22 protein-coding genes and 1 pseudogene are annotated in these 23,363 nt (G+C 69.6%); 5 read left to right on the forward strand and 18 right to left on the reverse strand.

Features of this window, described 5'->3' with window-relative positions:
- Positions 1-91: 91 nt before the first annotated feature.
- Entirely contained in the window at positions 92-577 is a 486-nt protein-coding gene (locus ACWDV4_RS15210) for a TetR/AcrR family transcriptional regulator (protein ID WP_449978722.1), read from the reverse strand.
- Positions 578-676: 99 nt separating this feature from the next.
- On the opposite strand from ACWDV4_RS15210, the gene ACWDV4_RS15215 reads away from it, so the two are divergent.
- A complete protein-coding gene (locus tag ACWDV4_RS15215) occupies positions 677-1,294 on the forward strand; it encodes a GNAT family N-acetyltransferase (protein WP_449978725.1) in 618 nt (205 codons plus the stop codon).
- Positions 1,295-1,313: 19 nt separating this feature from the next.
- On the opposite strand, the gene ACWDV4_RS15220 is transcribed toward ACWDV4_RS15215, so the two are convergent.
- The 6 genes from ACWDV4_RS15220 to ACWDV4_RS15245 all read right to left on the reverse strand — a co-directional run bounded on the left by ACWDV4_RS15220 (position 1,314) and on the right by ACWDV4_RS15245 (position 7,283).
- Positions 1,314-1,697, reverse strand: a complete 384-nt coding sequence (locus ACWDV4_RS15220) for a DUF2784 domain-containing protein (RefSeq protein ID WP_449978726.1) — start codon at positions 1,695-1,697, stop codon at positions 1,314-1,316.
- 63 nt (positions 1,698-1,760) lie between these two features.
- Positions 1,761-3,449, reverse strand: coding sequence for a ribonuclease J (locus tag ACWDV4_RS15225; RefSeq protein WP_449978728.1), 1,689 nt, complete (start codon positions 3,447-3,449; stop codon positions 1,761-1,763).
- An 84-nt stretch (positions 3,450-3,533) separates the two neighbouring features.
- Positions 3,534-4,463 carry a 4-hydroxy-tetrahydrodipicolinate synthase gene (gene dapA / locus ACWDV4_RS15230; RefSeq protein ID WP_449978731.1) on the reverse strand — a complete coding sequence of 310 codons (930 nt, stop codon included), beginning with the start codon at positions 4,461-4,463 and terminating at the stop codon, positions 3,534-3,536.
- A 69-nt stretch (positions 4,464-4,532) separates the two neighbouring features.
- Positions 4,533-5,285, reverse strand: coding sequence for an FAD-dependent thymidylate synthase (thyX, locus tag ACWDV4_RS15235; RefSeq protein WP_449978733.1), 753 nt, complete (start codon positions 5,283-5,285; stop codon positions 4,533-4,535).
- Positions 5,286-5,425: 140 nt separating this feature from the next.
- Complete coding sequence (locus tag ACWDV4_RS15240) at positions 5,426-6,022, reverse strand: DUF2752 domain-containing protein (protein ID WP_449978735.1); 597 nt, start codon at positions 6,020-6,022, stop codon at positions 5,426-5,428.
- A 31-nt stretch (positions 6,023-6,053) separates the two neighbouring features.
- On the reverse strand, positions 6,054-7,283 hold the full coding sequence (locus tag ACWDV4_RS15245; protein WP_449978738.1) for a winged helix-turn-helix domain-containing protein: 1,230 nt from the start codon (positions 7,281-7,283) through the stop codon (positions 6,054-6,056).
- Positions 7,284-7,506: 223 nt separating this feature from the next.
- Here ACWDV4_RS15245 and ACWDV4_RS15250 point away from each other — a divergent pair.
- Positions 7,507-7,911 (forward strand): annotated as a pseudogene (locus tag ACWDV4_RS15250) (GNAT family N-acetyltransferase); the annotation flags it as partial.
- Positions 7,912-7,923: 12 nt separating this feature from the next.
- On the opposite strand, the gene ACWDV4_RS15255 reads toward ACWDV4_RS15250, so the two are convergent.
- Positions 7,924-9,315: a glycosyltransferase 87 family protein gene (locus ACWDV4_RS15255; RefSeq protein WP_449979151.1), complete on the reverse strand. Its 1,392-nt coding sequence runs from the start codon at positions 9,313-9,315 to the stop codon at positions 7,924-7,926.
- 35 nt (positions 9,316-9,350) lie between these two features.
- Here ACWDV4_RS15255 and ACWDV4_RS15260 point away from each other — a divergent pair, with 35 nt between their 5' ends.
- On the forward strand, positions 9,351-9,941 hold the full coding sequence (locus tag ACWDV4_RS15260) for an N-acetyltransferase family protein (RefSeq protein ID WP_449978740.1): 591 nt from the start codon (positions 9,351-9,353) through the stop codon (positions 9,939-9,941).
- A 56-nt stretch (positions 9,942-9,997) separates the two neighbouring features.
- On the opposite strand, the gene dapB is transcribed toward ACWDV4_RS15260, so the two are convergent.
- The 10 genes from dapB to ACWDV4_RS15310 form a co-directional block, all read right to left on the reverse strand.
- Positions 9,998-10,783 (reverse strand): 4-hydroxy-tetrahydrodipicolinate reductase, encoded by a 786-nt coding sequence (gene dapB, locus ACWDV4_RS15265; RefSeq protein WP_449978742.1) that lies wholly within the window; start codon positions 10,781-10,783, stop codon positions 9,998-10,000.
- Positions 10,784-10,822: 39 nt separating this feature from the next.
- A complete protein-coding gene (locus ACWDV4_RS15270) occupies positions 10,823-11,317 on the reverse strand; it encodes an SRPBCC family protein (RefSeq protein ID WP_449978745.1) in 495 nt (164 codons plus the stop codon).
- Between the two features lie 4 nt (positions 11,318-11,321).
- The gene (locus ACWDV4_RS15275; RefSeq protein ID WP_449978748.1) at positions 11,322-11,666 is read right to left on the reverse strand and encodes an ArsR/SmtB family transcription factor; all 345 of its coding nucleotides are present in this window, start codon (positions 11,664-11,666) and stop codon (positions 11,322-11,324) included.
- Positions 11,667-11,797: 131 nt separating this feature from the next.
- Complete coding sequence (locus ACWDV4_RS15280; protein WP_449979154.1) at positions 11,798-13,096, reverse strand: M16 family metallopeptidase; 1,299 nt, start codon at positions 13,094-13,096, stop codon at positions 11,798-11,800.
- Positions 13,097-13,331: 235 nt separating this feature from the next.
- Positions 13,332-15,707 (reverse strand): polyribonucleotide nucleotidyltransferase, encoded by a 2,376-nt coding sequence (locus tag ACWDV4_RS15285; protein WP_449978751.1) that lies wholly within the window; start codon positions 15,705-15,707, stop codon positions 13,332-13,334.
- Positions 15,708-15,935: 228 nt separating this feature from the next.
- Positions 15,936-16,205, reverse strand: a complete 270-nt coding sequence (gene rpsO / locus ACWDV4_RS15290) for a 30S ribosomal protein S15 (RefSeq protein WP_449978753.1) — start codon at positions 16,203-16,205, stop codon at positions 15,936-15,938.
- A gap of 288 nt (positions 16,206-16,493) precedes the next feature.
- Positions 16,494-17,456, reverse strand: a complete 963-nt coding sequence (locus ACWDV4_RS15295) for a bifunctional riboflavin kinase/FAD synthetase (protein WP_449978755.1) — start codon at positions 17,454-17,456, stop codon at positions 16,494-16,496.
- A gap of 84 nt (positions 17,457-17,540) precedes the next feature.
- Entirely contained in the window at positions 17,541-18,383 is an 843-nt protein-coding gene (gene truB / locus ACWDV4_RS15300) for a tRNA pseudouridine(55) synthase TruB (protein WP_449979156.1), read from the reverse strand.
- Between the two features lie 109 nt (positions 18,384-18,492).
- Complete coding sequence (locus tag ACWDV4_RS15305) at positions 18,493-19,824, reverse strand: MATE family efflux transporter (protein ID WP_449978758.1); 1,332 nt, start codon at positions 19,822-19,824, stop codon at positions 18,493-18,495.
- A gap of 131 nt (positions 19,825-19,955) precedes the next feature.
- Positions 19,956-21,437, reverse strand: coding sequence for a S41 family peptidase (locus ACWDV4_RS15310; RefSeq protein WP_449978761.1), 1,482 nt, complete (start codon positions 21,435-21,437; stop codon positions 19,956-19,958).
- 87 nt (positions 21,438-21,524) lie between these two features.
- Here ACWDV4_RS15310 and ACWDV4_RS15315 point away from each other — a divergent pair, with 87 nt between their 5' ends.
- On the forward strand, positions 21,525-22,178 hold the full coding sequence (locus ACWDV4_RS15315) for a response regulator transcription factor (protein WP_449978764.1): 654 nt from the start codon (positions 21,525-21,527) through the stop codon (positions 22,176-22,178).
- On the forward strand, positions 22,175-23,344 hold the full coding sequence (locus tag ACWDV4_RS15320) for a sensor histidine kinase (protein ID WP_449978766.1): 1,170 nt from the start codon (positions 22,175-22,177) through the stop codon (positions 23,342-23,344). Before ACWDV4_RS15315 ends, ACWDV4_RS15320 begins: the two co-directional genes overlap by 4 nt.
- The last annotated feature ends 19 nt before the right edge of the window (positions 23,345-23,363 follow it).

A 23,363-nucleotide genomic window follows, 5' to 3' on the forward strand; every position in this document is an offset into this window, starting at 1 on the left:
GGCAGCGCAGGCACGGGAATCCTTGTCGGTCACGGAGCGTAGAGAACTCACATGATCGACAATCCCGTGCCTGTTTGCTACCCCTGAACAGCTACTTGGGCTGCACACGCCCTACTGACGGTCTCTCATAGTCGCTGACCGTGAGGTACGCCTGCATCATCGACTCCGGGTCCAGCCCGTGCTCGTCAAGGGCGGCCAGGATCCACTCGATGCTGGCCAGCACGTGTGGCCCGAGCGGAGGCCGCTGGGTGCCGGCGACGATGGGCAGGACCCAGAGGTGTCGGCGGTACATCGCCCACTCCTGCCGGGCGGCGAGTTCGATCCGAGCGCGCCAGTCGGTCGGGCCGGGGTCGGGATAGTCGATCTCCCCGAAGGCGGTGTCCACCATGAGGTCGACGAGTTCAGCTCGGCCGGGTACGTGTCGATAGAGCGACATCGTGCCGGCGTCGAGAGCGGCAGCGACCCGCCGCATGGACAAGCCGTCCAACCCGTACCCGTCGGCGATCTCGATCGCGGTCCGCACGATCCGGTCGAGACTCAACCCCGGCTCAGGATCGGCCCTCCGCTCCCCACCCATCGGTTCTCCTTCGCGGTCGGCGCGGCTCGGTCAGCTCAGGCTTGACGGAACACCTCCGTCTATGCGTACAGTGTACGCATAGACGGACGGGAGGTTCCCATGACCGAGAGCATCACGGTACGACTGGGCAGACCGGAAGACGTACCGGCGATCGCGACGACAATCGAAGAAGCCGGATTCGATGAGGCGGTGTTCAGCTGGGTGATCCCCGACGAACAGGCCCGACGGGAATGGATGGCCGCCGGCACCGAACAGCAACTCGCCTGGGTGACCGGAGCGCTGACCACCGGAGAGATCGTCACGGCCGGCGACCCGTCCCGGGAGATCGCCGGAATTTCGGTGTGGCAGTTCCAGGACGGTACGCCGGAGGCCGCGCCGCCCGCCGAGCTCACCAACTTCTTCGAACAGGTCTACGGGCCGTACGCACCGCGCATCATGCTCGTGCTGGAGTTGACCGGGCAGCGCCATCCCCGAGCCGAACCGCACTGGTACCTGCAGCAGATGGTGGTCGTCCCGCAGTTCCGGGGACGTGGCCTCGGCGGGGCCATGCTGCGTCACCAGCTCGCCCGGGCCGACGCCGCCGGAGTGCCGACCTACCTGGAGGCGAGCAACCCCCGCAACCGCGCGCTCTACGAGCGGTACGGCTTCCGGCCGCTGGGCGACCCGATCGCGCTTCCCGACAACGGACCACACCTGCAACCAATGTGGCGCCCCTGATGTTAGGAAGGGCCCCTTCTTATCGTTTTCTGTCTAGGAAGGGGCCCTTCCTAACATTGCGACGCCAAAGCCACAGGCCGAGCCAGGAGCCGACCACCACGATCGCCACCAGCGCCATCACCAACTCGGCATAGCGCTCGGGATAGAGCACGCCCTCGACGTACCGGTCGATGAAACCGCGCATCGCGCCGGTCTCCCCCGCCTGCCGCCGGGACCAGTGCTCGGCGTAGGTCAACGGGCAGTCCAGCCCGGCCGCGACCACAACGGCCCCCCAGCCGGCGGCAGCCAGGTGCAGCCAGCCGGTTCTGGGCCACAGCCAGGCCAGGAAACCGCCGACCACCAGGTACGCCAGGAAGCCGAAATGCAGCACCAGGATCAGCGTCGTCAACAACCGGTAACCCATGGAACCTCCCACCGGCCAGGCTAGTTAGCCGACGGCGCGATGCCATGGGTACGCGAACCTAGATCAGACCTCCACCACCGTGGGTACGATCATCGGCCGGCGCCGGTAGGCGTCGTTCACCCAGCGCCCGACCGTCCGGCGGACGATCTGCTGGAGCTGGTGCGGATCGGTGATGCCGTCGGTGGCGGCCCGACCGAGCGCCTCGGTGATCAGCGGAATGACCGGGCTGAACGCCTCCGGATCGTCGGAGAAGCCCTTCGCGGAGACGGTGGGACCACCGACGACCTTGCCGGTCACCGAGTCGACCACCACGGTGGCCGAGATGAACCCGCCGTCGCCGAGCATCCGCCGCTCGGTGAGCAGCGACTCCCCCACGTCCCCGACCGCCAGGCCGTCGACGTAGACGTACCGGCTCTTGACGTGGCCCACCAGCGACGCCCGGCCCTCGACCAGGTCTACGACGTCACCGTCCTCGCAGAGCACCACCCGGTCGGGGGCGACCCCGGACTCGATGCCCAGCCGGGCGTGTGCCCGCAGATGCCGCCATTCACCATGTACCGGCATCAGGTTGCTCGGCCGTACGACGTTGAGCAGGTAGAGCAGCTCGCCGGCAGGGGCATGCCCGGAGACGTGCACCTTGGCGACGTCCTTGTGAATGACGTTCGCGCCGGCCCGGGAAAGCTGGTTGATCACCCGGTAGACGGAGGTCTCGTTGCCTGGCACCAGCGAGCTGGCCAGCACCACCGTGTCGCCGGGGGCGATCGTGATGTGCCGGTGGTCGCCGGTGGCCATCCGGCCCAACGCGCTCATCGGCTCGCCCTGCGAACCGGTCGACATCAGCACGATCTGCTCTGGCGGCAGGGCCGTCGCCTCGTCGATGCCGACGACCAGGCCGGCCGGAATGTTGAGCAGGCCCAGGTCCCGGGCGATGCCCATGTTGCGCACCATCGACCGGCCGATCAGGGCGACCTTGCGGCCGTGTTCGCGGGCCGAGTCGAGCACCTGCTGTACCCGGTGCACGTGCGAGGCGAACGAGGCGACGATGATCCGGCCGGTGGCCTTGGCGAAGATCGAGTCGAGGATCGGTCCGATCTCCCGCTCCGGGGTCACGAACCCGGGGATCTCCGCGTTGGTCGAGTCGGAGAGCAGCAGATCGACGCCCTCGGCCCCGAGCCGGGCGAACCCGGCCAGGTCGGTGATCCGGCCATCCAGCGGAAGCTGGTCCATCTTGAAGTCGCCGGTGTGCAGCACCAGACCGGCCGGGGTACGAATCGCCACCGCCAGCGCGTCCGGAATCGAGTGGTTGACCGCGAAGAACTCGCACTCGAACGGGCCGAGCCGCTCCCGCCGCCCCTCCCGTACGGTGAGGGTGTAGGGCTCGATCCGCCGCTCGGCGAGCTTGGCCTCCACCAGGGCAAGGGTGAACTGCGAGCCGACCAACGGAATGTCCGGCTTGTGGGCCAGCAGATACGGCACCGCGCCGATGTGGTCCTCGTGCCCATGGGTCAGCACGATCGCCTGCACGTCGGCGAGTCGGTCGAGGATCGGGGTGAAATCGGGCAGGATCAGGTCGACACCGGGCTGCTCGACATCGGGAAAGAGCACCCCACAGTCCACGATCAGCAACTTGCCGTCGTACTCGAAGACCGTCATGTTGCGGCCGATCGCGCCCAACCCGCCCAGCGGAATGATCCGCAGACCACCCTCGGGCAGTGCAGGCGGCAGATCCGCCTCGGTGTACGTCACGGTCATGCCGCCCCCTTGCCCCACTTGCTCATGCCGTCTCCTTGCTCCGCAGCGGGACGACGTAGCACCCGCACCAGCTGATTCGTTCACTCATACCGGCAGTTCCAGGCCCGCGTCGGCACAGTCCCGCCGCAACTGCTCAATCTCAGTGTCCGTGGCCGACACCAGCGGCGGACGTACCGGACCGGCCGGTAGGCCACGGGCGGCCATCGCAGCCTTGACCAGAATGGTGCCCTGGGTCCGGAAGATCCCGGTGAACAGTGGCAGCAGCCGCCGGTGCAGCACCAGCGCGGTAGCAATGTCGCCAGCGTCGTACGCCTCGATCATCTGCTTGGTGAGCGCGCCGGTCAAATGGGTGGAGGTACCGACCAGGCCGACCGCGCCGATGGCCAACGCGGGCAGGGTCAGCGAGTCCTCGCCGCTGTAGAAGGCCAGGTCGGTCCGGCTGGTGACCCAGGAGGTGGCGGTCAGATCGCCCTTGGCGTCCTTCACCGCGACGATCCGGTCGTGCTCGGCGAGCCGGACCAGGGTCTCGGTGGCGATCGGCACACCGGAGCGCTGCGGAATGTCGTAGAGCATCACCGGCAGACCGGTGGCGTCGGCCACCGCGGTGAAGTGTGCCAGCAGGCCGGCCTGCGGCGGCTTGTTGTAGTACGGCGTCACGACCAGCAGCCCGTCCGCCCCGGCCTTCTCGGCGGCGGCGGCCAGCTCGATGGTGTGCCGGGTGTCGTTGGTGCCGACCCCCGCGACGACCTTGGCCCGGCCACCGACCGCCTCGACCACGGCCCGGATCAGCTGTTCCTTCTCCGCGTCGGTGGTGGTCGGTGACTCGCCGGTGGTGCCGTTGATCACGAGCGCGTCGTTGGCCTGCTCATCGACCAGGTAGTTCGCGAGGCGGGCCACGCCGTCGAAGTCCACGGAACCATCCGTGGTGAACGGCGTGACCATGGCCGTCAACAGGCGTCCGAAGGGACGCGGAAGTGCCCGCCGGTCGGAGCCGGCGGGAAGGTCGTGGGTCATGCAACCAACCTAGCGGAAGGACGCGGCAGCGCCGCTGGGGAAGGACTCAGGACTGTCGCGGAGGAAGGCTCAGGACTGCTCGGCGTACGCCGTGGTCGCGACCTCGGTACCGTCGGGCAGCGCGGAGATCGTGAAGTCGGCGAAGACGTTCGGAGCAACCCGCTGGAGCTGGCGCAGGCACTCGACGGCCAGCTCGCGGATCTCCACGTCGGCCTGCTCGGTGGCGCGCATCTCGATGAAGTGCCGCCAAGCCCGGTAGTTACCGGTGACAACGATCCGGGTCTCGGTGGCGTTGGGCAGCACCGCGCGGGCCGCCTGGCGGGCCTGTTTGCGGCGCAGTGTCGGGTTCTCCACATCGGCGAACCGCTGCTCCAGCCCCTCCAGCAGCTCGTTGTAGGCGCGCACACTCGCCTCGGTGGCGGCCACGAACTGCTTGTGCAGCTCCGGGTCGGCGGCGATGACGGCCGGCTCGACCATGGCGGCGTCCCGCTCCGGGACGTAGCGCTGGGAAAGCTGGGAGTAGGAGAAGTGCCGGTGCCGGATCAGCTCGTGGGTGAACGATCGGGACACCCCGGTGAAGTAGAAGGTCACACTGCCGTGCTCCAGCACGGAGAGGTGACCCACCTCCAGGATGTGGGCCAGGTAGCCAGCGTTGGTGGCGGTGGCCGGGTTGGGCTTACGCCACGACTGGTAGCAGGCCCGGCCGGCGAACTCGGCGAGCGCCTGCCCACCCTCAGCGTCGGTCGACCACGGTACGTCCGCGGGCGGCTCGAAATTTGTCCATGCGATGAGGCTGACCTGGGGCGGCACGATCTCCGGCATTCCTGCAACTCTAGTTGCCCCAGTCCCAGCCGACGTAACTGCCACCCGGGTAACCTCGGCCGCACCAGCTGCCGGCCGTACGACACCGATCCGCGACGTCGATCGGGCTGGATGGAGCCGACGGGTCCGGCCGGGGCGGGTCAGACGTAGAACCAGGTGAACGGGGCCCAGGGCAGGTTACGAGCGACGCTGAAGACCATCCAGACGGCCAGCACCACACCGATCGTCTTGTTCGACACCGGCAACTGGGGCAGCCGCCGACCCCAGATGTGCTGGACGGCCCACGCCACGTAGAGGTAGAGCAGGAACGGCAGCACGAAGACGAACATCAGATGGTGTCGGGCGGCGGCCGGCAGGTCACCGTTCAGGACGTACCACATCGCCCGGGTGCCACCGCAGCCTGGACAGTCCAGCCCGGTGGTCATCTTGAGCAGGCAGGTGGGGATGGCGTCGGCGCTGCTCCGGGTCGGGTCGGTGAGCAGGGTGTAGCCCACCCCGGCGGCCATGCAGGCCAGCGCCGCCACCGGAGCCGCCCACCGGGGCGAACGGGTGTAGAGCCGGGTGAAGAACCGGGTGAACCGGTCCGGTTCGACCGGCTGGTAGACCACCCCGGGGTACTGGCCGTCGGCGTAGCTGGGGTACTGGCCGTCGGCGTAGCTGGGGTGCTGACCGTCGGCGTAGGCGGGATCTGGACCGGCACTGACCGGGTCGGCTGCCGGTCCACCAACATTCGTCATCCTCGCTCCGCCCCATCGTCCGCCGGTCGTCTCACCGTACACCGGTGATGCCGGCCAGCGCGGCGGCGAGCGGGCCGGCGAGATCGCCCGCGACGGGCGGTGCCACCGCGCTCAACCCGAGCCATCCGGCGAGCCGGTGCAGCTCGGCGGCGAGCGCCAACGCAGTGTCGGCCACATCGACGCCGGGCTCTATCCAGGCGGCCGGTACCAGCAGCACCCCCGCCTTCCGGTCGGCCTTCAGGTCGACCCGGGCGGCGAGCCGGTCGCCGTGCAGGAACGGCAGCACGTAGTAGCCGTATACGCGTTGCGGCGCCGGCACGTAGATCTCGATCCGGTAGGTGAAGCCGAACAGCCGCTCGGTCCGGCCCCGTTCCCAGACCAGCGGGTCGAAGGGGCTGACCAGGGTGCTGGCCCGGACCCACCGGGGCAGCCGGGCCTGGGCGTGTAGGTAGGTCGGGCTCGGCCAGCCCGGCACCCGTACCGGCAGCAGCTCGCCGGCCTCGACCAGCTCGGCGATGGCGACTCGGGTGCCGGCCAGCGGCAGCCGGAAGTAGTCACGCAGCTCCGGCTCGGCGGCGACCCCCAGCGCGCGGGCCGCGACGGCGACGAGTTGCCGGTACGCGTCGGGCGGGGCCAACGTCGGGGCGTCCAGCACCGCCGCGGGCAGCACCCGCTCGGGTACGTCGTAGCGCCGGGCGAAGGCGGTGGTTCGGGTGGCGGCGGTCACCTCACCGGACCAGAACAGGAACTCCAGCGCCTTCTTGACCGCCGACCAGTTCCAGCCCCAGTTGCCGGTTTCCCGGGGCGCGTCGTGTTCGATCTCGGCGGCGGTCAACGGGCCTCGGGCGCGCACCTCGTCGCGTACCCACTCGACCAGTTGCGGCTGCTCGGTGGCGATCTGCCGCATCCCGCCCCAGGCCTCCGTACGGGCTGCGGCCATCCGCCAGCGCAGCGCCGGGTGTGCCTCGACCGGCAGCAGGGACGCCTCGTGCCCCCAGTATTCGAACAGCTCGCGCGGCCCCTGGTAGGCGGCTCGGTCCAACAGCGAGGTCGGATAGGGCCCGAGCCGGCTGTAGAGCGGCAGGTAGTGCGCCCGTTGCAGCACGTTGACCGAGTCCATCTGGAGCAGGCCGATGCGGCCGAGTACGCGGCGCAGGTGCCGCCGGTCAGGCACGCCGGTCGGCAACGGGTCGGCGAAGCCCTGGGCGGTGAGTGCGATGCGGCGCGCCTGGGCGGGGGAAAGCGATTCGGGTATGGGCATCGGGCAGCAGGCTAGCCGAAGGGTACGACAGCGACGTCGACTACGGGCGTAGCGCCGTCGATTACCGGCACCGCGACGTCGGCTCCCGGCGCGGAAACTGGACCAGCCGACAAACCCCACGGAAACTGTACAGATGGTAGCGATACGCCTGGAACGTCCAGATGACGCGCTGGCGATCGCCGGGGTGCACGTACGTGCCTGGCAGGCTGGCTACGCCGGGATCATGCCCGCCGAGGTACTCGACCGGCTCAACATCGCCGCCTGGGCGCAGCGCCGCCGTGAGCGGGGCACTGCCGAGCCGGAACATCCGTTCCGCACGCTCGTCGCCACCATCACCGCCACCGCAAGCGCCAGCAACACCAGCGCTACCGCCACCGCAAGCGAGGGCGACAGCGAGGGCATAATCGTCGGGTTCGCCACCGTCGGCCCGTACCGCATCGCGCAGGACCCAGCGGATCTCGACCACCGCTACGGCGAAATCCTGACCATGTACGTCGAGCCGACCCACTGGGGCACCGGGATCGGCCGGGCACTGCTGGCGGCGGCCGGCACCGAACTGGCCGGTCGTGGCTGCTCCGAGTTACGACTGTGGGTGCTGGCGGAGAACAACCGAGGCCGCCGCTTCTACGAACAGGCCGGGCTAGCGCCCGACGGGGACCGTACGGTGTTCAAACTTCAGTGGTCGCGGGGACGGCCGCCGGTGGGGCTGGTCGAGCTGCGCTACGCCGCTGCGCTCAGCACTCTGACCACCGCCGGCTCTCTCGGACCGGTCCCCGACGTCCGGCCGATCGACGGATCGGTCGACGCTCTCCGGACCGTCGACGGGTCGAGCAGCCCCGCCACCCGACCCAATCCGGTCGTCGAGCGGTGACCACCTCCGGATCGGCAGGGCCAGCAGGGCGAGGCTGATCCAGACGTAGAGATTGCCGCCCAGGAAGCCGAGGATCCCGGAGAAGTCCCGCTCAAAGATCCAGACGAACCGGCTGATCAGGAAGCCGTACGCGACGATCGCGCTGGCCAGCAGCCAGCGCCGGCGGCGGCTACCGGCGGGGGCCGCGAAGGCGTTGTCGACCAGCAGCACCAGGGCCGGAAGCAGCCAGACCAGGTGATGCACCCAGGTCACCGGGCTCACCAGGCAGCTCAGCACGCCGGTCAGCGCCAGCCCGGTCGCCTCGTCCCCGGCGGCCACCGCAGCCCGGCAGCGCCACGCCCAGATCGCCACGACCACGACTACCAGCACCAACCAGGCCAGCGTGCTCGGTTCGCTCGGGTTCAGTCGGGCGACGACGCCGCGCAGCGACTGGTTGGAGATGAACTCCAGCGAACCGACCCGGTCGGTGTTCCACAGCGCCTCGGTCCAGAAGGTCCGGGACTCGTTTGGCGCGACCGCCCCGGCGAAGAGGGTGGCTGCAGCGGCCGTACCCATCGCGGTGAACGCCGCCCGCCATCGGCCGGTGACCAGGAGATAGACGATGAAGACCCCGGGGGTGAGCTTGATGGCCGTGGCCAACCCGATGCCCACCCCGCCCCACCGGCTGCCCCGACCGACCAGGCGCAGCAGGTCGGCCCCGACGAGGAAGAGCAGCAGCATGTTGACCTGGCCGAAATCGACCGTCTCCCGCATCGGTTCGAAGGCCGCCGCCAGGCAGAGCGCGACGACCAGGGCGAACCACCGGGTCCAACCGACTCGGCGGGCGATCGGGTCGACCAGCCACCACAGCAGCAGGGCGCTGGTCACCACGCTGGCGGTCACGCTGATCACGATCGCCGCCAGCCACGGGACGTACGCCATGGGCGCCATGATGAGCGCGGCAAAGGGCGGATAGGTGAAGCCGTACTTGCTGTTGGGCTTGAGCCAGTCGTAGAGCTGCCCGTCGTCGACGACCCAGTGACGCATCGCGCCGTAGTAGACCTTCAGATCGAAGAACGCGTGTCCGACCGCCGCGATGGCGAGGAACGCGGTCACCCCGACGACCAGGGCGATCACGAAGATGACCTGATGCCGGGTACGCCATCGGGCACCCTGCGGCATCGTTGCCTCCCTCACGTTGCGTAGGCTCACCAGTCATGGCTCTCGGGTACGTCCGCCCGGCGCGTCCGGAGGACGCCGCCGAGATCGCACGCATTCAACTCGCGACCTGGCGGGTCGCCTATCGCCGCATGCTGCCCAGACACGTGCTCGACAACCTGGACGAGGCGTGGCTGGGCCAACGGTGGAGCGCCGCCATCGAGGCGCCGCCGTCCGCCCAGCACCGGGTGCTGGTCGCCGTCGAGCAGGCCGAACAATCGTATCTGGTGGGTTTTGCCGCATCTGGTCCGGCCGACGAGGAGGCCCTGGCCCCCGGCGAACCGGCCGATGCCCTCGCCACCGGGGTGGTCGCGATCACCGACCTGCTGGTCGAGCCCCGCTGGGGTCGGCGCGGGCACGGCAGCCGGCTACTCGCGGCCAGCGTGGACCTGTGGCGCGAGGACGGTCAGGCCAGTGCGGTGGCCTGGGCGTTCGACGGCGACCAGGCCACCCGCAAGTTCCTGACCAGCACCGGCTGGGAGCCGGACGGGGCGGCTCGGGCCCTCGACGTCGACGACATGCTGGTTCCCCAGCTCCGTCTGCACGTCTCATTGGCCCCGGCCACCGACGGACCTACCCCATCGGAGTGATCACTTCGCGCCGCCAATGGCCGAGCTGATCTGACGCTGACCGAGGTGCCCTGGCGCTAGTCGAGCAGGGCGTCCAGGCCGACGGTGAGACCGGGCCGCTTCGGCACCGAGCGGACGGCCAGCAGCACCCCGGGCATGAACGAGGCGCGATCGAACGAGTCGTGTCGAATGGTGAGTGTCTCGCCGGTCGTACCGAAGAGCACCTCCTGGTGAGCGACCAGGCCGGTGGCCCGCACCGCGTGTACGCGTACGCCGTCGATGTCGGCCCCCCGCGCACCCGGCACCTCGTCGGTGGTGGCGTCCGGCGACGTGCCCAGCCCGGCTTCGGCGCGGGCCTGCGCGATCAGCCGGGCGGTGTGCGTCGCGGTGCCGCTGGGCGCGTCGAGCTTCTTCGGATGGTGCTGCTCGATGATCTCGACGGACTCGAAGTAGCGCGCGGCGCGGGCGGCGAACTGCATCATCAGCACCGCCCCGATGCCGAAGTTGGGGGCGACGACCACCCCGGCCTCGGGCTTGTCGGACAGCCAGCCGCGCACCTGGTCCAGGCGCTGCGCGGTGAAGCCACTGGTCCCGACGACCACGTGGACGCCCTGGTCGATGCACCAGCGCAGGTTGTCCATGACGGTGTCGGGGGTGGTGAAGTCGACCACGACATCAGCACCGGCATCGGCGGCGATGGACAACTGGTCGCCCTGATCGATCATCGCCACCAGCTCGAGGTCGTCGGCGGCCTCGACGGCCTTGCACACCTCGGCGCCCATCCGGCCCCGCGCGCCCAACACCCCGACCCGCAACCGTGCCGACCTGCCCACCAGCTCACGCTCGTCACCCACGGAGCACAACTTATCCCAACGGCAGTCGCCGCACCTGGGCAGGCACGGTCAACGGGAGGGGTTGGTCAGCAGATCGTCGATCTGTCCCATCGCCAGGCGCATACCTTCATCCATCCCCATGGTCAGCATCTGCTCGAGATCCTCAAGGCTGCTGAACCGGTTGACCGTCGTCATCCGCGCCCCGGTCTCGGTCCCTTCGATGGTGACGGCGATCGTGACCACCGGTGCGGAGGCAACGGGTTCGCCGTCCTCACCGGCGAAGCCATCGTCGAACGCCAGCCGGTGCGGCGCCTCGATCGCGGTCATCGTCCACCAGCCATGCGCCAGCTGCCCATCCGGGCCGGTCATGTGGTAGCGCGACTGCCCACCGACCACGAAGTCATGCCGCTTGAAGGTGGCCGGCCAGGTCGGCGGCCCCCACCACCGCTCCAGCTGTCGCGGGTCCTCCCACACCTGCCACACCCGTTCGACGCCGGCATCGAACTCGGCGACGAAGGTGAGCGAAAGCGCCTGCTCGTCCTTGTGGACACTGATCACGGTCATCGGGTCACTGCCTCTCTCGATCTTCTGCCAGGAGTTGTTCGATACCGCCAACGCGATCCCGCCAGAGCTGCTCGTAGGCCGCGAGCAGCCGCGCCGCACGTCGAAGCGACGTGACGTCCGCGTGTACGACCTGTTCCCGCCCACGTCGTTCTTTGCTGACCAGGGCAGCCCGCTCCAGGACCGCGACGTGCTTCTGGACTGCCGCGAAGCTCATCGAATAGTGCTGGGCCAGGGCAGACACCGACTGCTCCGCGCGCAGGACGCGGGTGATGATGTCTCGACGCGTGGCGTCCGCCAGGGCCTGGAAGATGCGGTCCACGTCTGCGGCATCCGATTCATCTACAACCATTTGGTTGTACGTTAGCGTGCGCGAGCGCCGAGCACAATCAGTATCGGCAAGTTGGACCGGGTGTCATCCGCAGCCGCAGCCCACAGCCGCAGCCCACAGCCGGAGCTGGAGCTGGAGCTGGAGGTAACCGCCTAGGCCGGTTCGACGTCGGCGAAGTCGCCCTCGCCGAACGGGCCGACCACCGCCAACGACATCGGGCGGGCCAGCAGCTCAGCCGCGAGGGTGTTCACCTCTTCGGCGGTCACCGCGTCCACCCGGGCAAGAAGCTCGTCGACCGAAAGCAGGTCGCCGTAGAGGAGTTCCCCTTTGGCCAGGCGGCTCATCCGGGACCCGGTGTCCTCCAGGCCGAGCACGTACGAGCCCTTCGCCATGCCCTTGCCTCGGGCCAGCTCGGCCTCGGTGATGCCGTGTGCGGCGACCTCGGCCAGCCCGGCGCGGACCAGGTCCAGCACCTCGTCGACCTTGCCCGGCGCGCAGCCGGCGTAGACGGCGAAGACGCCGCTGTCGGCGTACTGACTGGCGTAGGAGTAGACCGAGTAGGCCAGTCCACGCTGCTCGCGGATCTCCTGGAAGAGCCGGCTGGACATGCCGCCACCGAGCACGTTGTTGAGTACGCCGAGGGCGAACCGCCGCTCGTCCAGCCGGTCGATGGCGGGGCAGCCGAGTACGACGTGCGCCTGCTCGGTGTCCTTGCGCTCGACCAGGGTCCGGGCCGACAACGTACGGACCGGTGTGCTGGCTGGTCGGGGCACGGCCGGCTGGGCCGGCTCGGTGTCCAACGGAGTCCCCTGCAGGGCCTGCCGAACCTGCTTGACCACGGTGGTGTGGTCCAGGTTGCCGGCGGCGGCGATGACGATCGTCGGGGGCGTGTAGCGACGCCGGTAGAAGCCCTGGATCTGCCGCCGGGTCATCGGGGTGATGGTCTCCTCGGTGCCCGAGATGAGCCGGCCGAGGGGATGATCGCCGTAGATGGCCTGGGCGAAGAGGTCATGTACCTCGTCACCCGGCTCGTCGTCGTGCATGGCGATCTCTTCGAGGATCACGCCGCGCTCGGTCTCCACGTCGGCCGGATCCAGCACCGAGTCGGCGACCAGGTCGCACATGACGTCGATCGCCAACGGCAGGTCGGCGTCGAGGACTCGGGCGTAGTAGCAGGTGTATTCCTTCGTGGTGAAGGCGTTGGTCTCCCCGCCGACCGCTTCGATCTCGGCGGAGATCTCCAGGGCAGTCCGTTTCCGGGTCCCCTTGAACAGCAGATGTTCCAGGAAGTGGGAGACGCCGGAGAGGGAGCCGGTCTCGTCCCGCGAGCCGATACCCACCCAGATCCCGAACGACACGCTGCGCATCGCCGGGATCGCCTCGGTGATCACCCGCAACCCGCTGGGCAGGACCGTACGGCGTACGGTGCCGCCCAGCGGATCGGTGGTCAGGGTACGGGTGACCGCCCGGGCCGGTGCGTCAGCACCGGCCCCGGACGATCCGGCCCCACGGGCCCGATGGGACGTCCCCTGCTGCCCTGGTCCTCGATGCGCGCCGGCCGGAACCGGCCCCGCCGTCCCACGTTCTTCCAGGGAAAACGGTGACCGGTTCGCCCGACTCAAGAGACCACGACTCCTAGCTCGACAGGACAGCAGGGATTACGAAACGGGGAATGACCCGATGGGGTCAGCTGTGCCGGCTGCGGCGACGACGGGGACCGCCCTCACCGCCACCTTCACCGCCGGACTCGCCGCCTTCGCGGTCGCCCCGGCTCGGCCCCCGCTCGCCGCGCTCCCGGTCACCCCGGTCGCGCGGGCCCCGGTCGCCCCGGTCCCGGCTGGCCGGACGCTCGCCACCGGCCTCCTCGGCTGGTGCCTCCTCGCCCTCCGGCCGCACCTTGTCCAGGTAGATCTTGCCCCGGGCGTCGATGTCGGCGATCTGCACCTCGACCTTGTCGCCCACGTTGAGGTAGTCCTCGACCCGCTCGACCCGCTTGCCGTCGCCCACCTTGGAGATGTGCAGCAGGCCGTCGCGGCCCGGCAGCAGCGAGACGAAGGCGCCGAACGCCGCCGTCTTCACCACGGTGCCGAGGAACTTGTCACCGACCTTCGGCAGGGTCGGGTTGGCGATGGCGTTGATCCGCTCGACCGCGGCCTCGGCCGACGGGCCGTTGGTCGCGCCGACGTAGATCGTGCCGTCGTCCTCGATGGAGATCTCGGCGCCGGTCTCGTCCTGGATGGCGTTGATGGTCTGCCCCTTGGGGCCGATCACCATACCGATCTTGTCGACCGGGATCTTGACCGTGGTCACCCGCGGCGCGTAGTCCGACATCTTCGCCGGCGACTCGATCGCCTGCTGCATGACACCGAGGATGGTGGACCGAGCCTCGTGCGCCTGCTTGAGCGCGGCGGCCAGCACGTCCGACGGGATGCCGTCGAGCTTGGTGTCGAGCTGCAACGCGGTGACGAACTCCGGGGTGCCAGCGACCTTGAAGTCCATGTCACCGAAGGCGTCCTCGGCACCGAGGATGTCGGTCAGCGTGACGTACTCGGTCTTGCCGTCCACCTCGTCGGAGATCAGCCCCATCGCGATGCCGGCGACCGGCGCCTTCAGCGGCACACCGGCCGAGAGCAGCGCCAGGGTCGAGGCGCAGACCGAGCCCATGCTGGTGGAGCCGTTGGAGCCGAGCGCCTCGGAAACCTGACGGATGGCGTACGGGAACTCCTCCCGGCCGGGCAGGACCGGGATGAGGGCCCGCTCGGCGAGCGCCCCGTGGCCGATCTCGCGCCGCTTCGGCGCGCCCACCCGGCCGGTCTCACCAACCGAGTACGGCGGGAAGTTGTAGTTGTGCATGTAGCGCTTGGACTTCTCCGGAGAGAGGGTGTCCAGCGACTGCTCCATACGCAGCATGTTGAGGGTGGTGACGCCGAGGATCTGCGTCTCGCCCCGCTCGAACAGCGCCGAGCCGTGCACCCGGGGCAGCACCTGGATCTCGGCGGTCAGCGGCCGGATGTCCCGGGGGCCCCGGCCGTCGATGCGGACCTGCTCGCGCAGTACGCGGGAGCGCACCTCGGACTTGTTCAGCGAGCGGAACGCCGCGCCGATCTCCTTCTCGCGGCCCTCGAACTGGGCGGCGAGCTGCTCGTACACCTTGTCCTTGATCCGGTCCAGGGCGTCCTCGCGCTCCGCCTTGCCGGCGATCTTCAGCGCCTCGGCGACCTCGTCCCGACCGGCGGTGGCGACCGCCTCGTAGACGTCGTCGGAGTAGTCCAGGAAGACCGGGAACTCGGCGACCGGCTTCGCCGCCACCTCGGCCAGCTCGCTCTGCGCGCGGCACAGCTCGCGGATGGCCGGCTTGGCGGCCTCCAGGCCGCTGGCGACGACCTCCTCGGTCGGCGCGGTGGCGCCACCGGCGACCAGGGCAACGGTGTGCTCGGTGGCCTCGGCCTCGACCATCATGATCGCGACGTCGCCGTCCGGCAGGGTCCGGCCGGCCACGACCATGTCGAAGGTGGCGCGGCCCAGCTCCTCGTGGGTCGGGAAGGCCACCCACTGGCCGTCGACGTGGGCCATCCGGGTCGCCCCGATCGGGCCGGAGAACGGCAGGCCGGAGAGCTTGGTGGAGAGCGACGCGGCGTTGATCGCCACCACGTCGTACGGGTGCTGCGGGTCGAGCGCCAGGACGGTCTCGACGACCTGGACCTCGTTGCGCAGGCCCTTGACGAACGACGGGCGCAGCGGCCGGTCGATCAGGCGGCAGGTGAGGATCGCGTCCTCGCTGGGCCGACCTTCGCGGCGGAAGAACGAGCCGGGGATGCGGCCTGCGGCGTACATCCGCTCCTCGACGTCCACGGTCAGCGGGAAGAAGTCGAAGTGCTCCTTCGGCTGCTTGCTGGCCGTGGTGGCGGAGAGGACGACCGTCTCGCCGAGCTGGGCGAGAACGGAGCCGGCGGCCTGGCGGGCGAGGCGGCCGGTGGAGAAGACGATCTCACGGGTGCCGAAGGACCCGTTGTCGATCACTGCCTTGCTGTGCTGGGTGCCGAGATTTGTCTGCTCGGTCATGAGTGTTTCGCACTCCTTCGGTCATGGGGCGCACGACCTGTGGAGCGATTCAGGCGGCCGGTCTTCGATTGAAGCGCCCGGGGTGGGTCGGCGTGGTGCCGGCCGGCCCGGAGGCCACTACCGGAGACCGGTGCGCTGACTGCTCCGCATCGGGTGTCGCGCTGGCCCCTGTTATCGGGTGGTCATGCCATCGGGGGAGCGGCTGCGTCAGCCGCTCCCCCGATCACGTCACCTCCGCAGGCCGAGTCGCTCGATCAGCGACCGGTAGCGGTTGATGTCCTTCTTCTGCAGGTAGTTCAGCAGCCGCCGGCGCCGGCCGACCAGCAGCAGCAGACCACGGCGGCTGTGGTGGTCCTGCTTGTGCACCTTCAGGTGCTCGGTGAGGTCGGCGATCCGCTTGGTCAGCACCGCGACCTGCACCTCGGGCGAACCGGTGTCACCCTCGATGGTCGCGTAGTCCTGCCGGATCTTGGCCTTGGCTTCCTGGTCGAGCGCCATTTTCTCCCTGTTTCGGTGGGTGTGTCGTTGAGATCCGCGCCCGGTCCGGAGACCGCTGCACGGATGACCCCGCACCCGCGGCGTCGTGCAGGCACGCGGGGCCCCGTCGGTGATCCGACGTCCCCGTCAGGTTACCAGCTCACCACGCAGCGGCAATTCGAAGGTCACGGCGAGCCCCGTCGACGGGCTCGACCGAGCAGCACCACTGGCCCGCCGCCCGGCTCGACAGAGCAGCACCACTGGCTCGCGCCCGGCTCGACAGAGCAGCACCACTGGCTCGCGCCCGGCTCAACCGAGCACCTGGCGGGCCCGCTCGACGTCCTCGTTCATCTGGGCGATCAGCGGCTCGATGGTGTCGTAGCGGCGCATCTCCCGCAGGTGCGCGACGAAGTCCAGCGCGAGTCGCTCGCCGTAGAGGTCACCGTCGAAGTCGAGGACGTACGCCTCGACTCGGCGCTCCCGCCCGGAGAACGTCGGGTTGGTGCCGATCGACACCGCCGCGGGCAGTGCCACCGACCCACCGGCTGCCGCCCGACCATCCGCGGTCCGGTTGAAGGGCCGGATCAGCCGGGCGGCGTACACGCCGTCGGCCGGCACCGCCGCGTACCGGTGGCAGAGCAGGTTGGCCGTCGGGAAGCCCAGCTCGCGTCCCCGCTGGTCCCCCCGGATCACCACGCCCTCCAGCCGGTGCGGCCGCCCCAGGGCCGCTGCCGCCGCCACCACGTCCCCGGCATCGACGCAGGCCCGGGTGTACGTCGAGGAGAAGACCGTGCCGTCGTCGGCCACCAGCGGTGGGGCCTCGACCCCGAACCCGAAGGTCCGGCCCAGTCGTTCCAGCAGCGCCACGTCACCCGCCGCCCGGTGCCCGAAGCGGAAGTTCTCCCCCACCACGACCAGCGCGGCGTGCAGATGTTCGACCAGGATGTCGTGCACGAACGCCTCGGGCGACAGCCGGGAGAACTCGGGGGTGAACGGCACCACACAGAGCACGTCCACGCCGAGCGCCTCGATCAACTCCGCCTTGCGAGCCGGTTCGGTCAGCACGGCCGGATGCGAGCCGGGCCGGACCACCTCCGCCGGGTGCGGGTCGAAGGTGACCACCACCGACTGCACCCCCAGGTCCCGGGCCCGCTTCACCGCGTGCCCGATGGTCGCCTGGTGGCCCTTGTGCACGCCGTCGAAGACGCCGATGGTGACCACCGACCGGCCCCAGCCGCCCGGTGCCGCCTCGTACCCCCGCCACCGCTGCATGCGCGTGTCCCCCTGCCCTGTGCTCGTTCCCACCGGCCCGTCGCCGGCGCTCCCCGTCGTTGCGCGTACCGTCGCCGACGCTGGTCAGGCCGGCGCGAGCACGATCTCGGCCCGCGCCCGGCCGCCCCGCTCCCGGACGATGGCGATCAGGTCGCCGTCCGGGCCGAAGACCGCGTACGGCCCGTCGATGCCGGCCGGATCCAGCGGTCCACCGTGGGAGAGCACCTTCGCCTCGTCGATGTTGGCCTCCCGGGCCGGGAAGAACCGACGGGCCGCCGCCCCGATCGGTAGGTTGACCACGTCCGGGGAGCGTTCCTCCAGCTCGGGCAGGGTCGCCGCCTCGGCCAGGGTGAACCCGCCCACGGCGGTCCGGCGCAGCGCGGTGAGATGCCCGCCGACCCCGAGCGTGGCTCCCAGGTCGCGGGCGATCGCCCGGATGTACGTCCCGGACGAGCAGGTCACGTCCACGTCCACGTCCACCACGTCCGGCGTGTCCCGGCGGATGGCGAGTACGTCCAGCCGGGAGATGGTCACCCGGCGGGCGGCCAGGGCGACGGTCTCGCCGTCGCGTACCCGCTTGTAGGCCCGTTGCCCGTCGATCTTGATGGCGCTGACCGCGCTGGGCACCTGGTCGATCTCCCCGGTCTGCGCCGCGAGTCCGGCGCGGATGGCCTCGTCGGTGACCCCACCCGCCGGGGTGGTCGCGGTCACCTCGCCCTCGACGTCGTCGGTGATCGTCGCCTGCCCCAACCGGATGGTGGCGGTGTAGGACTTGCCCGCGCCGATAACGTATGTGAGCAGCCGGGTCGCCCTACCGACCCCGATGACCAGCACCCCGGTGGCCATCGGATCCAGCGTGCCGCCGTGCCCGACCCGCCGGGTCCGGGCCAGCCGGCGGATCCGTGCCACCACGTCGTGCGACGTCATGCCGCCGGGCTTGTCGACCACGATCAGACCATCCGAACTCACGCCGCAAGCCTGCCAGACGCCGGTCCGCCCCCCTCGCCCACCCGGCCCGCAGAGTACGCGGGTGGGCTCAGCGGACCGCGCCGACGACCGCCCACCGGCCGGACCGGATCCGCCAGAGCAGGGTGGCCAGGCGGACCACCATGAACAGCGAGAGACCAGCCCAGATCCCACCGAGCCCGAGGTCGAGGAGATAGCCGATCCAGATCGCCGGCAGGAAGGCACCTATTGCGGCGGCGATGGTGACGTTGCGCAGGTAACGGACGTCACCGGCACCGATCAGCACCCCGTCCAGGGCGAAGACGAGACCCGCCACCGGCAGCATCGCCACGAACCAGGGCCAGGCGATCATCGCCTGGTCCCGTACCAGTGGATCGGCACTGAACAAGGTGGGAATCACCCCGGCCCCCACCCCGATCAGTACCGCGAAGCCAACCCCGCACGCCCCGCTGATCATCGTGATCCGACGCGCCAGCCAACGGGCTCCGGAGTCGTCGTTCCCGCCGAGTGCGGCACCGATCAGGGACTGGGCGGCGATGGCCAACGCGTCCAACACCAGGGCGATGAAGAACCAGAGTTGGATGGCGATCTGGTGGGCGGCTACGGTCGCGGCACCGAACCGGGCCGCCACGGCGGTGGCCGACAGGAAACTGGCCTGGAAGGCCAACCCGCGTACCAACAGGTCCCGGCTGAGTACGAGTTGCTGGCCGATCACCCGGGGCCGGGGACGCAACGGCACCCGCTCGGCAACCAGCGCGCCGACGAAGAGCGCCCCGGAGAGGGTCTGCGCCACCACGTTGGCCACCGCCGAGCCCACCAGTCCGAGTCCGACGGGGTAGACCAACAGCGGACAGAGCACCGCCGAGAGCAGGTTCGGGACAAGCACGAACAACAGCGGCCGGCGGGTGTCCTGGACCCCGCGCATCCAGCCGTTACCCGCTGCGGCAAGCATCAGACCCGGAGCGCCGAGGGCCGCGATCCGCATCCACTGAGCCGCCTCGTGGGCCACGTCGGAGCCGGCCCCGGTGAGCGTACGCGCCAGCGCGCCGGCTCCGAACTGCATCCCGACCGCCAGCACCAGGCCGGCGATCAGGGCGAGCCAGGCCGCCTGCACGCCCTCGGCCACTGCGGCCGGTCGATCACCGGAGCCGAATCGCCGGGCGGCTCGGCCGGTGGTGCCGTACGCCACCACCGTGCCGAGCCAGGCGGCAATGGTCATGACCGTGCCGCCGATGGCGAGGGCAGCCAGTGGAATCCGACCGAGGTGGCCCACCACGGCGGTGTCGACCAGCACGTAGAGCGGTTCGGCCGCGAGCACCACCAGCGCCGGCAGGGCCAGCCCGGCGATGCGCCGTACGGATGCGCTGGTGCCACGGTCGAGCGGCGCGGTGAGCTGTCCCATGAAGGATCATCCTGGCACGCCACAGTAAGGGACGCAATGCAGATCATGGCTTACCAACGCGCTGCCCTCGGGGCTCGCCAGCACCCACTTGGGCTGACGAGCCCCGGTATGGCGCATCATCCGGACGGCGCCTACCTCAGCAGGGTCAGCGCCTTCTCGACCCCCGGGTCACGTCCGGCCGACAGATCCGCAGCGGTCATCGGGGCCTGATGGTCCGGGGCCACGCCGATGGTGTTGACGATCTCCCGGTTCGCGCCGATCTCGTGGCGCTTCGGCAGCATGATCATGCTGTCGTCGTCGAGCTGGAACGGTTCCCCCGGGCCGGACACGGCACCAGCGGTACGGGTACCGACCAGGGTGCCGAGACGGAGATCCTTGACCGCGCTGGTGAAGGAGTCACAGGCCGAGGCGCAAGTCCGATCGGTGAGCGCGACGAGGGGCAGGTTCAGCAGCGGCACCGAGTCGTCGGTCCGGTTCGCCGTGCACTCTCCACGCACATCGCACCAGTAGCTGGTGGTCTTGTCGTGCGCCCAGGCGCCGAGCAGCCTGGCCACCTCCGTCGGGCTGCCACCACCGTTGCCGCGCAGGTCGAGGACGACCCCTCGCAACGTCCTACCCGCCCTCAGGTCCGCGATCGCCCGCAGCACCTGGTCAGCCATCCCGGGTGCGAAGGCCGGCATCTGGACGTAGGCGACGTCGCCAGGCAGCAGCCGGGACTCGACCGTCGGAGTTTCCCGTGGAATGGGGACGGGCGTCACCGTGACGGTGAAGGTCTTTCCGGTGACCGGGCGGCGCAGGGTGAGCCGTACCGGGTTGTCCTTCGTGGCCGTCCTGAACCAGTCGATGACGCCATCGGACACCACCCCATTGACGATCAGCGGTACGCCGTTGACGGCGACGACCTCGTCACCCGGCTTGACCCCAGCGCTCTCCGACCCGCTGCCCGGGGCAACCGCCGTGACGAATATCGGCGGCGTGCTCGCCGGATCGGGACCATCGGGCTGCAGGCCGGAGAGCCGCAGACCGACCGGTGCCGCTTCCTTCGATGACGACGACGGACGCATCCAGCGTGCGTGGTTGTCGTTGAGGCTCCTCACCATGCCCTGGATGGTGGCCTCCGCGACTGCCTGGCGGACTGTCGGATCGGCTGGCAGTCCTGCGGTGATCTGTTCGTAGACGCGGCGGAACGCGGTCCAGTCGGCGTCCTTCCTGCCGGTCAGCGCCGGCATGGTGGCCTGTGGCTGGTCCAGCCCACGACGTTGCAGCTCCTGAGTGAGCGCCGCGAAGGCCGGGACCAGCAACGTACGAGGATCCAGCACCGGTCCGCCGTAGTAGTTGTCGAAGATGCAGTAGTACGCCGACCCGATGGTGGTGACCGTGGTGGGCTTCGCCGGAGGCGGCGAGGACGGGACAGAGGGTGACGGCGAAGAGGGCGAGGAGGGTGCAGGTGACGATGGCGCGGACGGTGGCGGCAGGGTCGCACATGCTGGTGAACGGTTGCTGGCCGGGTTGGCGGTAGTGGCCGTGGCGGCCACGGTGGTTATGCCGTAACCGAAGACTGCGGCCGACACGACCAACACGGCCGCGACGGCCAACGATTTCTTGTTCCTCATGCCGCTCACCTTCGCGGTCGCGCTGTTGCCAGGGCGTAACCGAAACCGTTAACGCCGACGTAGCGACACGCCTGGTACAGAGATGGCATGCGCATTCTGGTGGCCGAGGACGAGAAGATGCTCGCCGATCTGGTAGCCGAGGGGCTACGCAGACACGCCATGGCGGTGGACGTGGTCTACGACGGCGCGGCCGCATCGGAACACCTTGCCGTGCACGACTACGACGTACTCGTACTTGATCGTGACCTGCCGGAAGTGCACGGCGACCTGATCTGCCGGGAGTTGGCGCAGGCTGCCGTGCGTACCCGAATCTTGTTGTTGACCGCCGCCGCCTCGGTACCCGAGCGGGTCGCCGGGCTGGCGCTCGGTGCCGACGACTACCTGCCCAAACCGTTCGACTACAGCGAACTCGTGGCCCGGGTGCAGGCCCTGGGACGACGCAGCCAGGCCCCGGTTCCGCCGGTCCTGGAACGAGCCGGAATCGTGCTCGACTCTCCGCGCCGCCAGGTCAGTCGCAACGGACGCCACCTGTCGCTCTCAGTGAAGGAGTACGCCGTACTGGAGGTGCTGATGCGGGCGAACGGTGCGGTCGTCAGCGCGGAGACCCTGCTCGAACTGGCCTGGGACGAGAACGTCGACCCGTTCACGACCGTGGTCCGCGTCATCATCAGCCGGCTGCGCGCCAAACTGGGCGACCCATCCTGCATCCACACCGTCCCTGGCGTCGGATACCGACTGTGATCCGGCGTACGGTGCGGGTGCGGTTGACCGCCGTCTACACCGGGCTCTTCCTCGCCACCTCGACAGTTCTGCTCGTCACGACCAACCTGCTGCTGAAGGTCAACCTGCAGAGGCGGTTCGAGGGCATCTTCATCCATACCCCGGAGGAGCTGGCAGGGGCACCTGGCGGTCTGTCGACTGGCCCGCCGACCAAACCGTCCGCCGGCCTGCCAACCGATCCGCCAGCTGTGCCTCCGCACCTACCGGCGGGAGAACTTCGGGTTCTGCCCGACGAGGTGCTCGCGTACCAGTGGACCATCGCGGGGGTCACGATCGTCGTACTCACCCTCGCCTCGATCGTCATCGGCTGGTGGCTGGCCGGCCGGCTGCTGCGCCCACTGCACCACATCACGGCTACCGCACGGCGGCTGTCCCTGTCCAACCTGCATGAACGGATCGCGCTCACCGGCCCCCGCAACGAACTGACCGAGCTGGCCGACACCTTCGACACCATGCTGGAGCGCCTGGAACGGTCCGTGGAGAGTCAGCGTCGGTTCATCGCCAACGCCTCCCATGAACTGCGTACCCCGTTGGCCATCCAACGGGCGGCGATCCAGATCGGTCTCGATGCCCCTTCGCCGGAACGGCTGGCCCGGGTCCGGGCGGAACTGCTGGAGGTCAATCGGCGCAACGAACGGTTGATCGACGGCCTACTCCTCCTCGCCCAGGGCGAGCATGGGCTGACCACGACCGAGCCAGTAGCCCTCGATCTCCTCGTACGCCGAGTGGTGGGTGAAACACCCGCCAACGGCCGCACGATCGGGCTGGAGATCGAGCCGGTCATGGTCACCGGTGACCCGGTGCTGTTGCACCGGCTCGTGGCCAACCTGGTGGACAACGCCGTCAAGTACAACCGAACCGATGGCGTGGTCGACATCCATCTCACCGCCTCCGGTCGTCTGACCGTCCGGAACAGCGGCCCGGAGATACCGGAGAGCCGGATCGCCGAACTGTTCGAGCCGTTCCGCAGACTGCATCCGGCACGAACCGGGTCAGCCGACAGCGCCGGACTAGGGCTGTCGATCGTCGCCGCCATCGCACGCGCCCACGACGCCGGGATCACCGCCCACCCCATTCGTGGCGGCGGCCTGGAGTTGACCGTGCAGTTTCCACCACCACTGAACTGACTGTGAGGCTGGCCGGGTC

This window comes from Micromonospora sp. NPDC003197 (genome assembly GCF_053590565.1).

Coding starts and splice junctions, on each gene's coding strand:
- ACWDV4_RS15210 (WP_449978722.1), bottom strand. CDS start 577: ATGGGTGGGGAGCGGAGGGCCGATCCTGAGCCGGGGTTGAGTCTCGAC.
- ACWDV4_RS15215 (WP_449978725.1), top strand. CDS start 677: ATGACCGAGAGCATCACGGTACGACTGGGCAGACCGGAAGACGTACCG.
- ACWDV4_RS15220 (WP_449978726.1), bottom strand. CDS start 1,697: ATGGGTTACCGGTTGTTGACGACGCTGATCCTGGTGCTGCATTTCGGC.
- ACWDV4_RS15225 (WP_449978728.1), bottom strand. CDS start 3,449: ATGACCGTGACGTACACCGAGGCGGATCTGCCGCCTGCACTGCCCGAG.
- dapA (WP_449978731.1), bottom strand. CDS start 4,463: ATGACCCACGACCTTCCCGCCGGCTCCGACCGGCGGGCACTTCCGCGT.
- thyX (WP_449978733.1), bottom strand. CDS start 5,285: ATGCCGGAGATCGTGCCGCCCCAGGTCAGCCTCATCGCATGGACAAAT.
- ACWDV4_RS15240 (WP_449978735.1), bottom strand. CDS start 6,022: ATGACGAATGTTGGTGGACCGGCAGCCGACCCGGTCAGTGCCGGTCCA.
- ACWDV4_RS15245 (WP_449978738.1), bottom strand. CDS start 7,283: ATGCCCATACCCGAATCGCTTTCCCCCGCCCAGGCGCGCCGCATCGCA.
- ACWDV4_RS15255 (WP_449979151.1), bottom strand. CDS start 9,315: ATGCCGCAGGGTGCCCGATGGCGTACCCGGCATCAGGTCATCTTCGTG.
- ACWDV4_RS15260 (WP_449978740.1), top strand. CDS start 9,351: ATGGCTCTCGGGTACGTCCGCCCGGCGCGTCCGGAGGACGCCGCCGAG.
- ACWDV4_RS15270 (WP_449978745.1), bottom strand. CDS start 11,317: ATGACCGTGATCAGTGTCCACAAGGACGAGCAGGCGCTTTCGCTCACC.
- ACWDV4_RS15275 (WP_449978748.1), bottom strand. CDS start 11,666: ATGGTTGTAGATGAATCGGATGCCGCAGACGTGGACCGCATCTTCCAG.
- ACWDV4_RS15285 (WP_449978751.1), bottom strand. CDS start 15,707: ATGACCGAGCAGACAAATCTCGGCACCCAGCACAGCAAGGCAGTGATC.
- rpsO (WP_449978753.1), bottom strand. CDS start 16,205: ATGGCGCTCGACCAGGAAGCCAAGGCCAAGATCCGGCAGGACTACGCG.
- ACWDV4_RS15295 (WP_449978755.1), bottom strand. CDS start 17,456: ATGCAGCGGTGGCGGGGGTACGAGGCGGCACCGGGCGGCTGGGGCCGG.
- truB (WP_449979156.1), bottom strand. CDS start 18,383: ATGACGTCGCACGACGTGGTGGCACGGATCCGCCGGCTGGCCCGGACC.
- ACWDV4_RS15305 (WP_449978758.1), bottom strand. CDS start 19,824: ATGGGACAGCTCACCGCGCCGCTCGACCGTGGCACCAGCGCATCCGTA.
- ACWDV4_RS15310 (WP_449978761.1), bottom strand. CDS start 21,437: ATGAGGAACAAGAAATCGTTGGCCGTCGCGGCCGTGTTGGTCGTGTCG.
- ACWDV4_RS15315 (WP_449978764.1), top strand. CDS start 21,525: ATGCGCATTCTGGTGGCCGAGGACGAGAAGATGCTCGCCGATCTGGTA.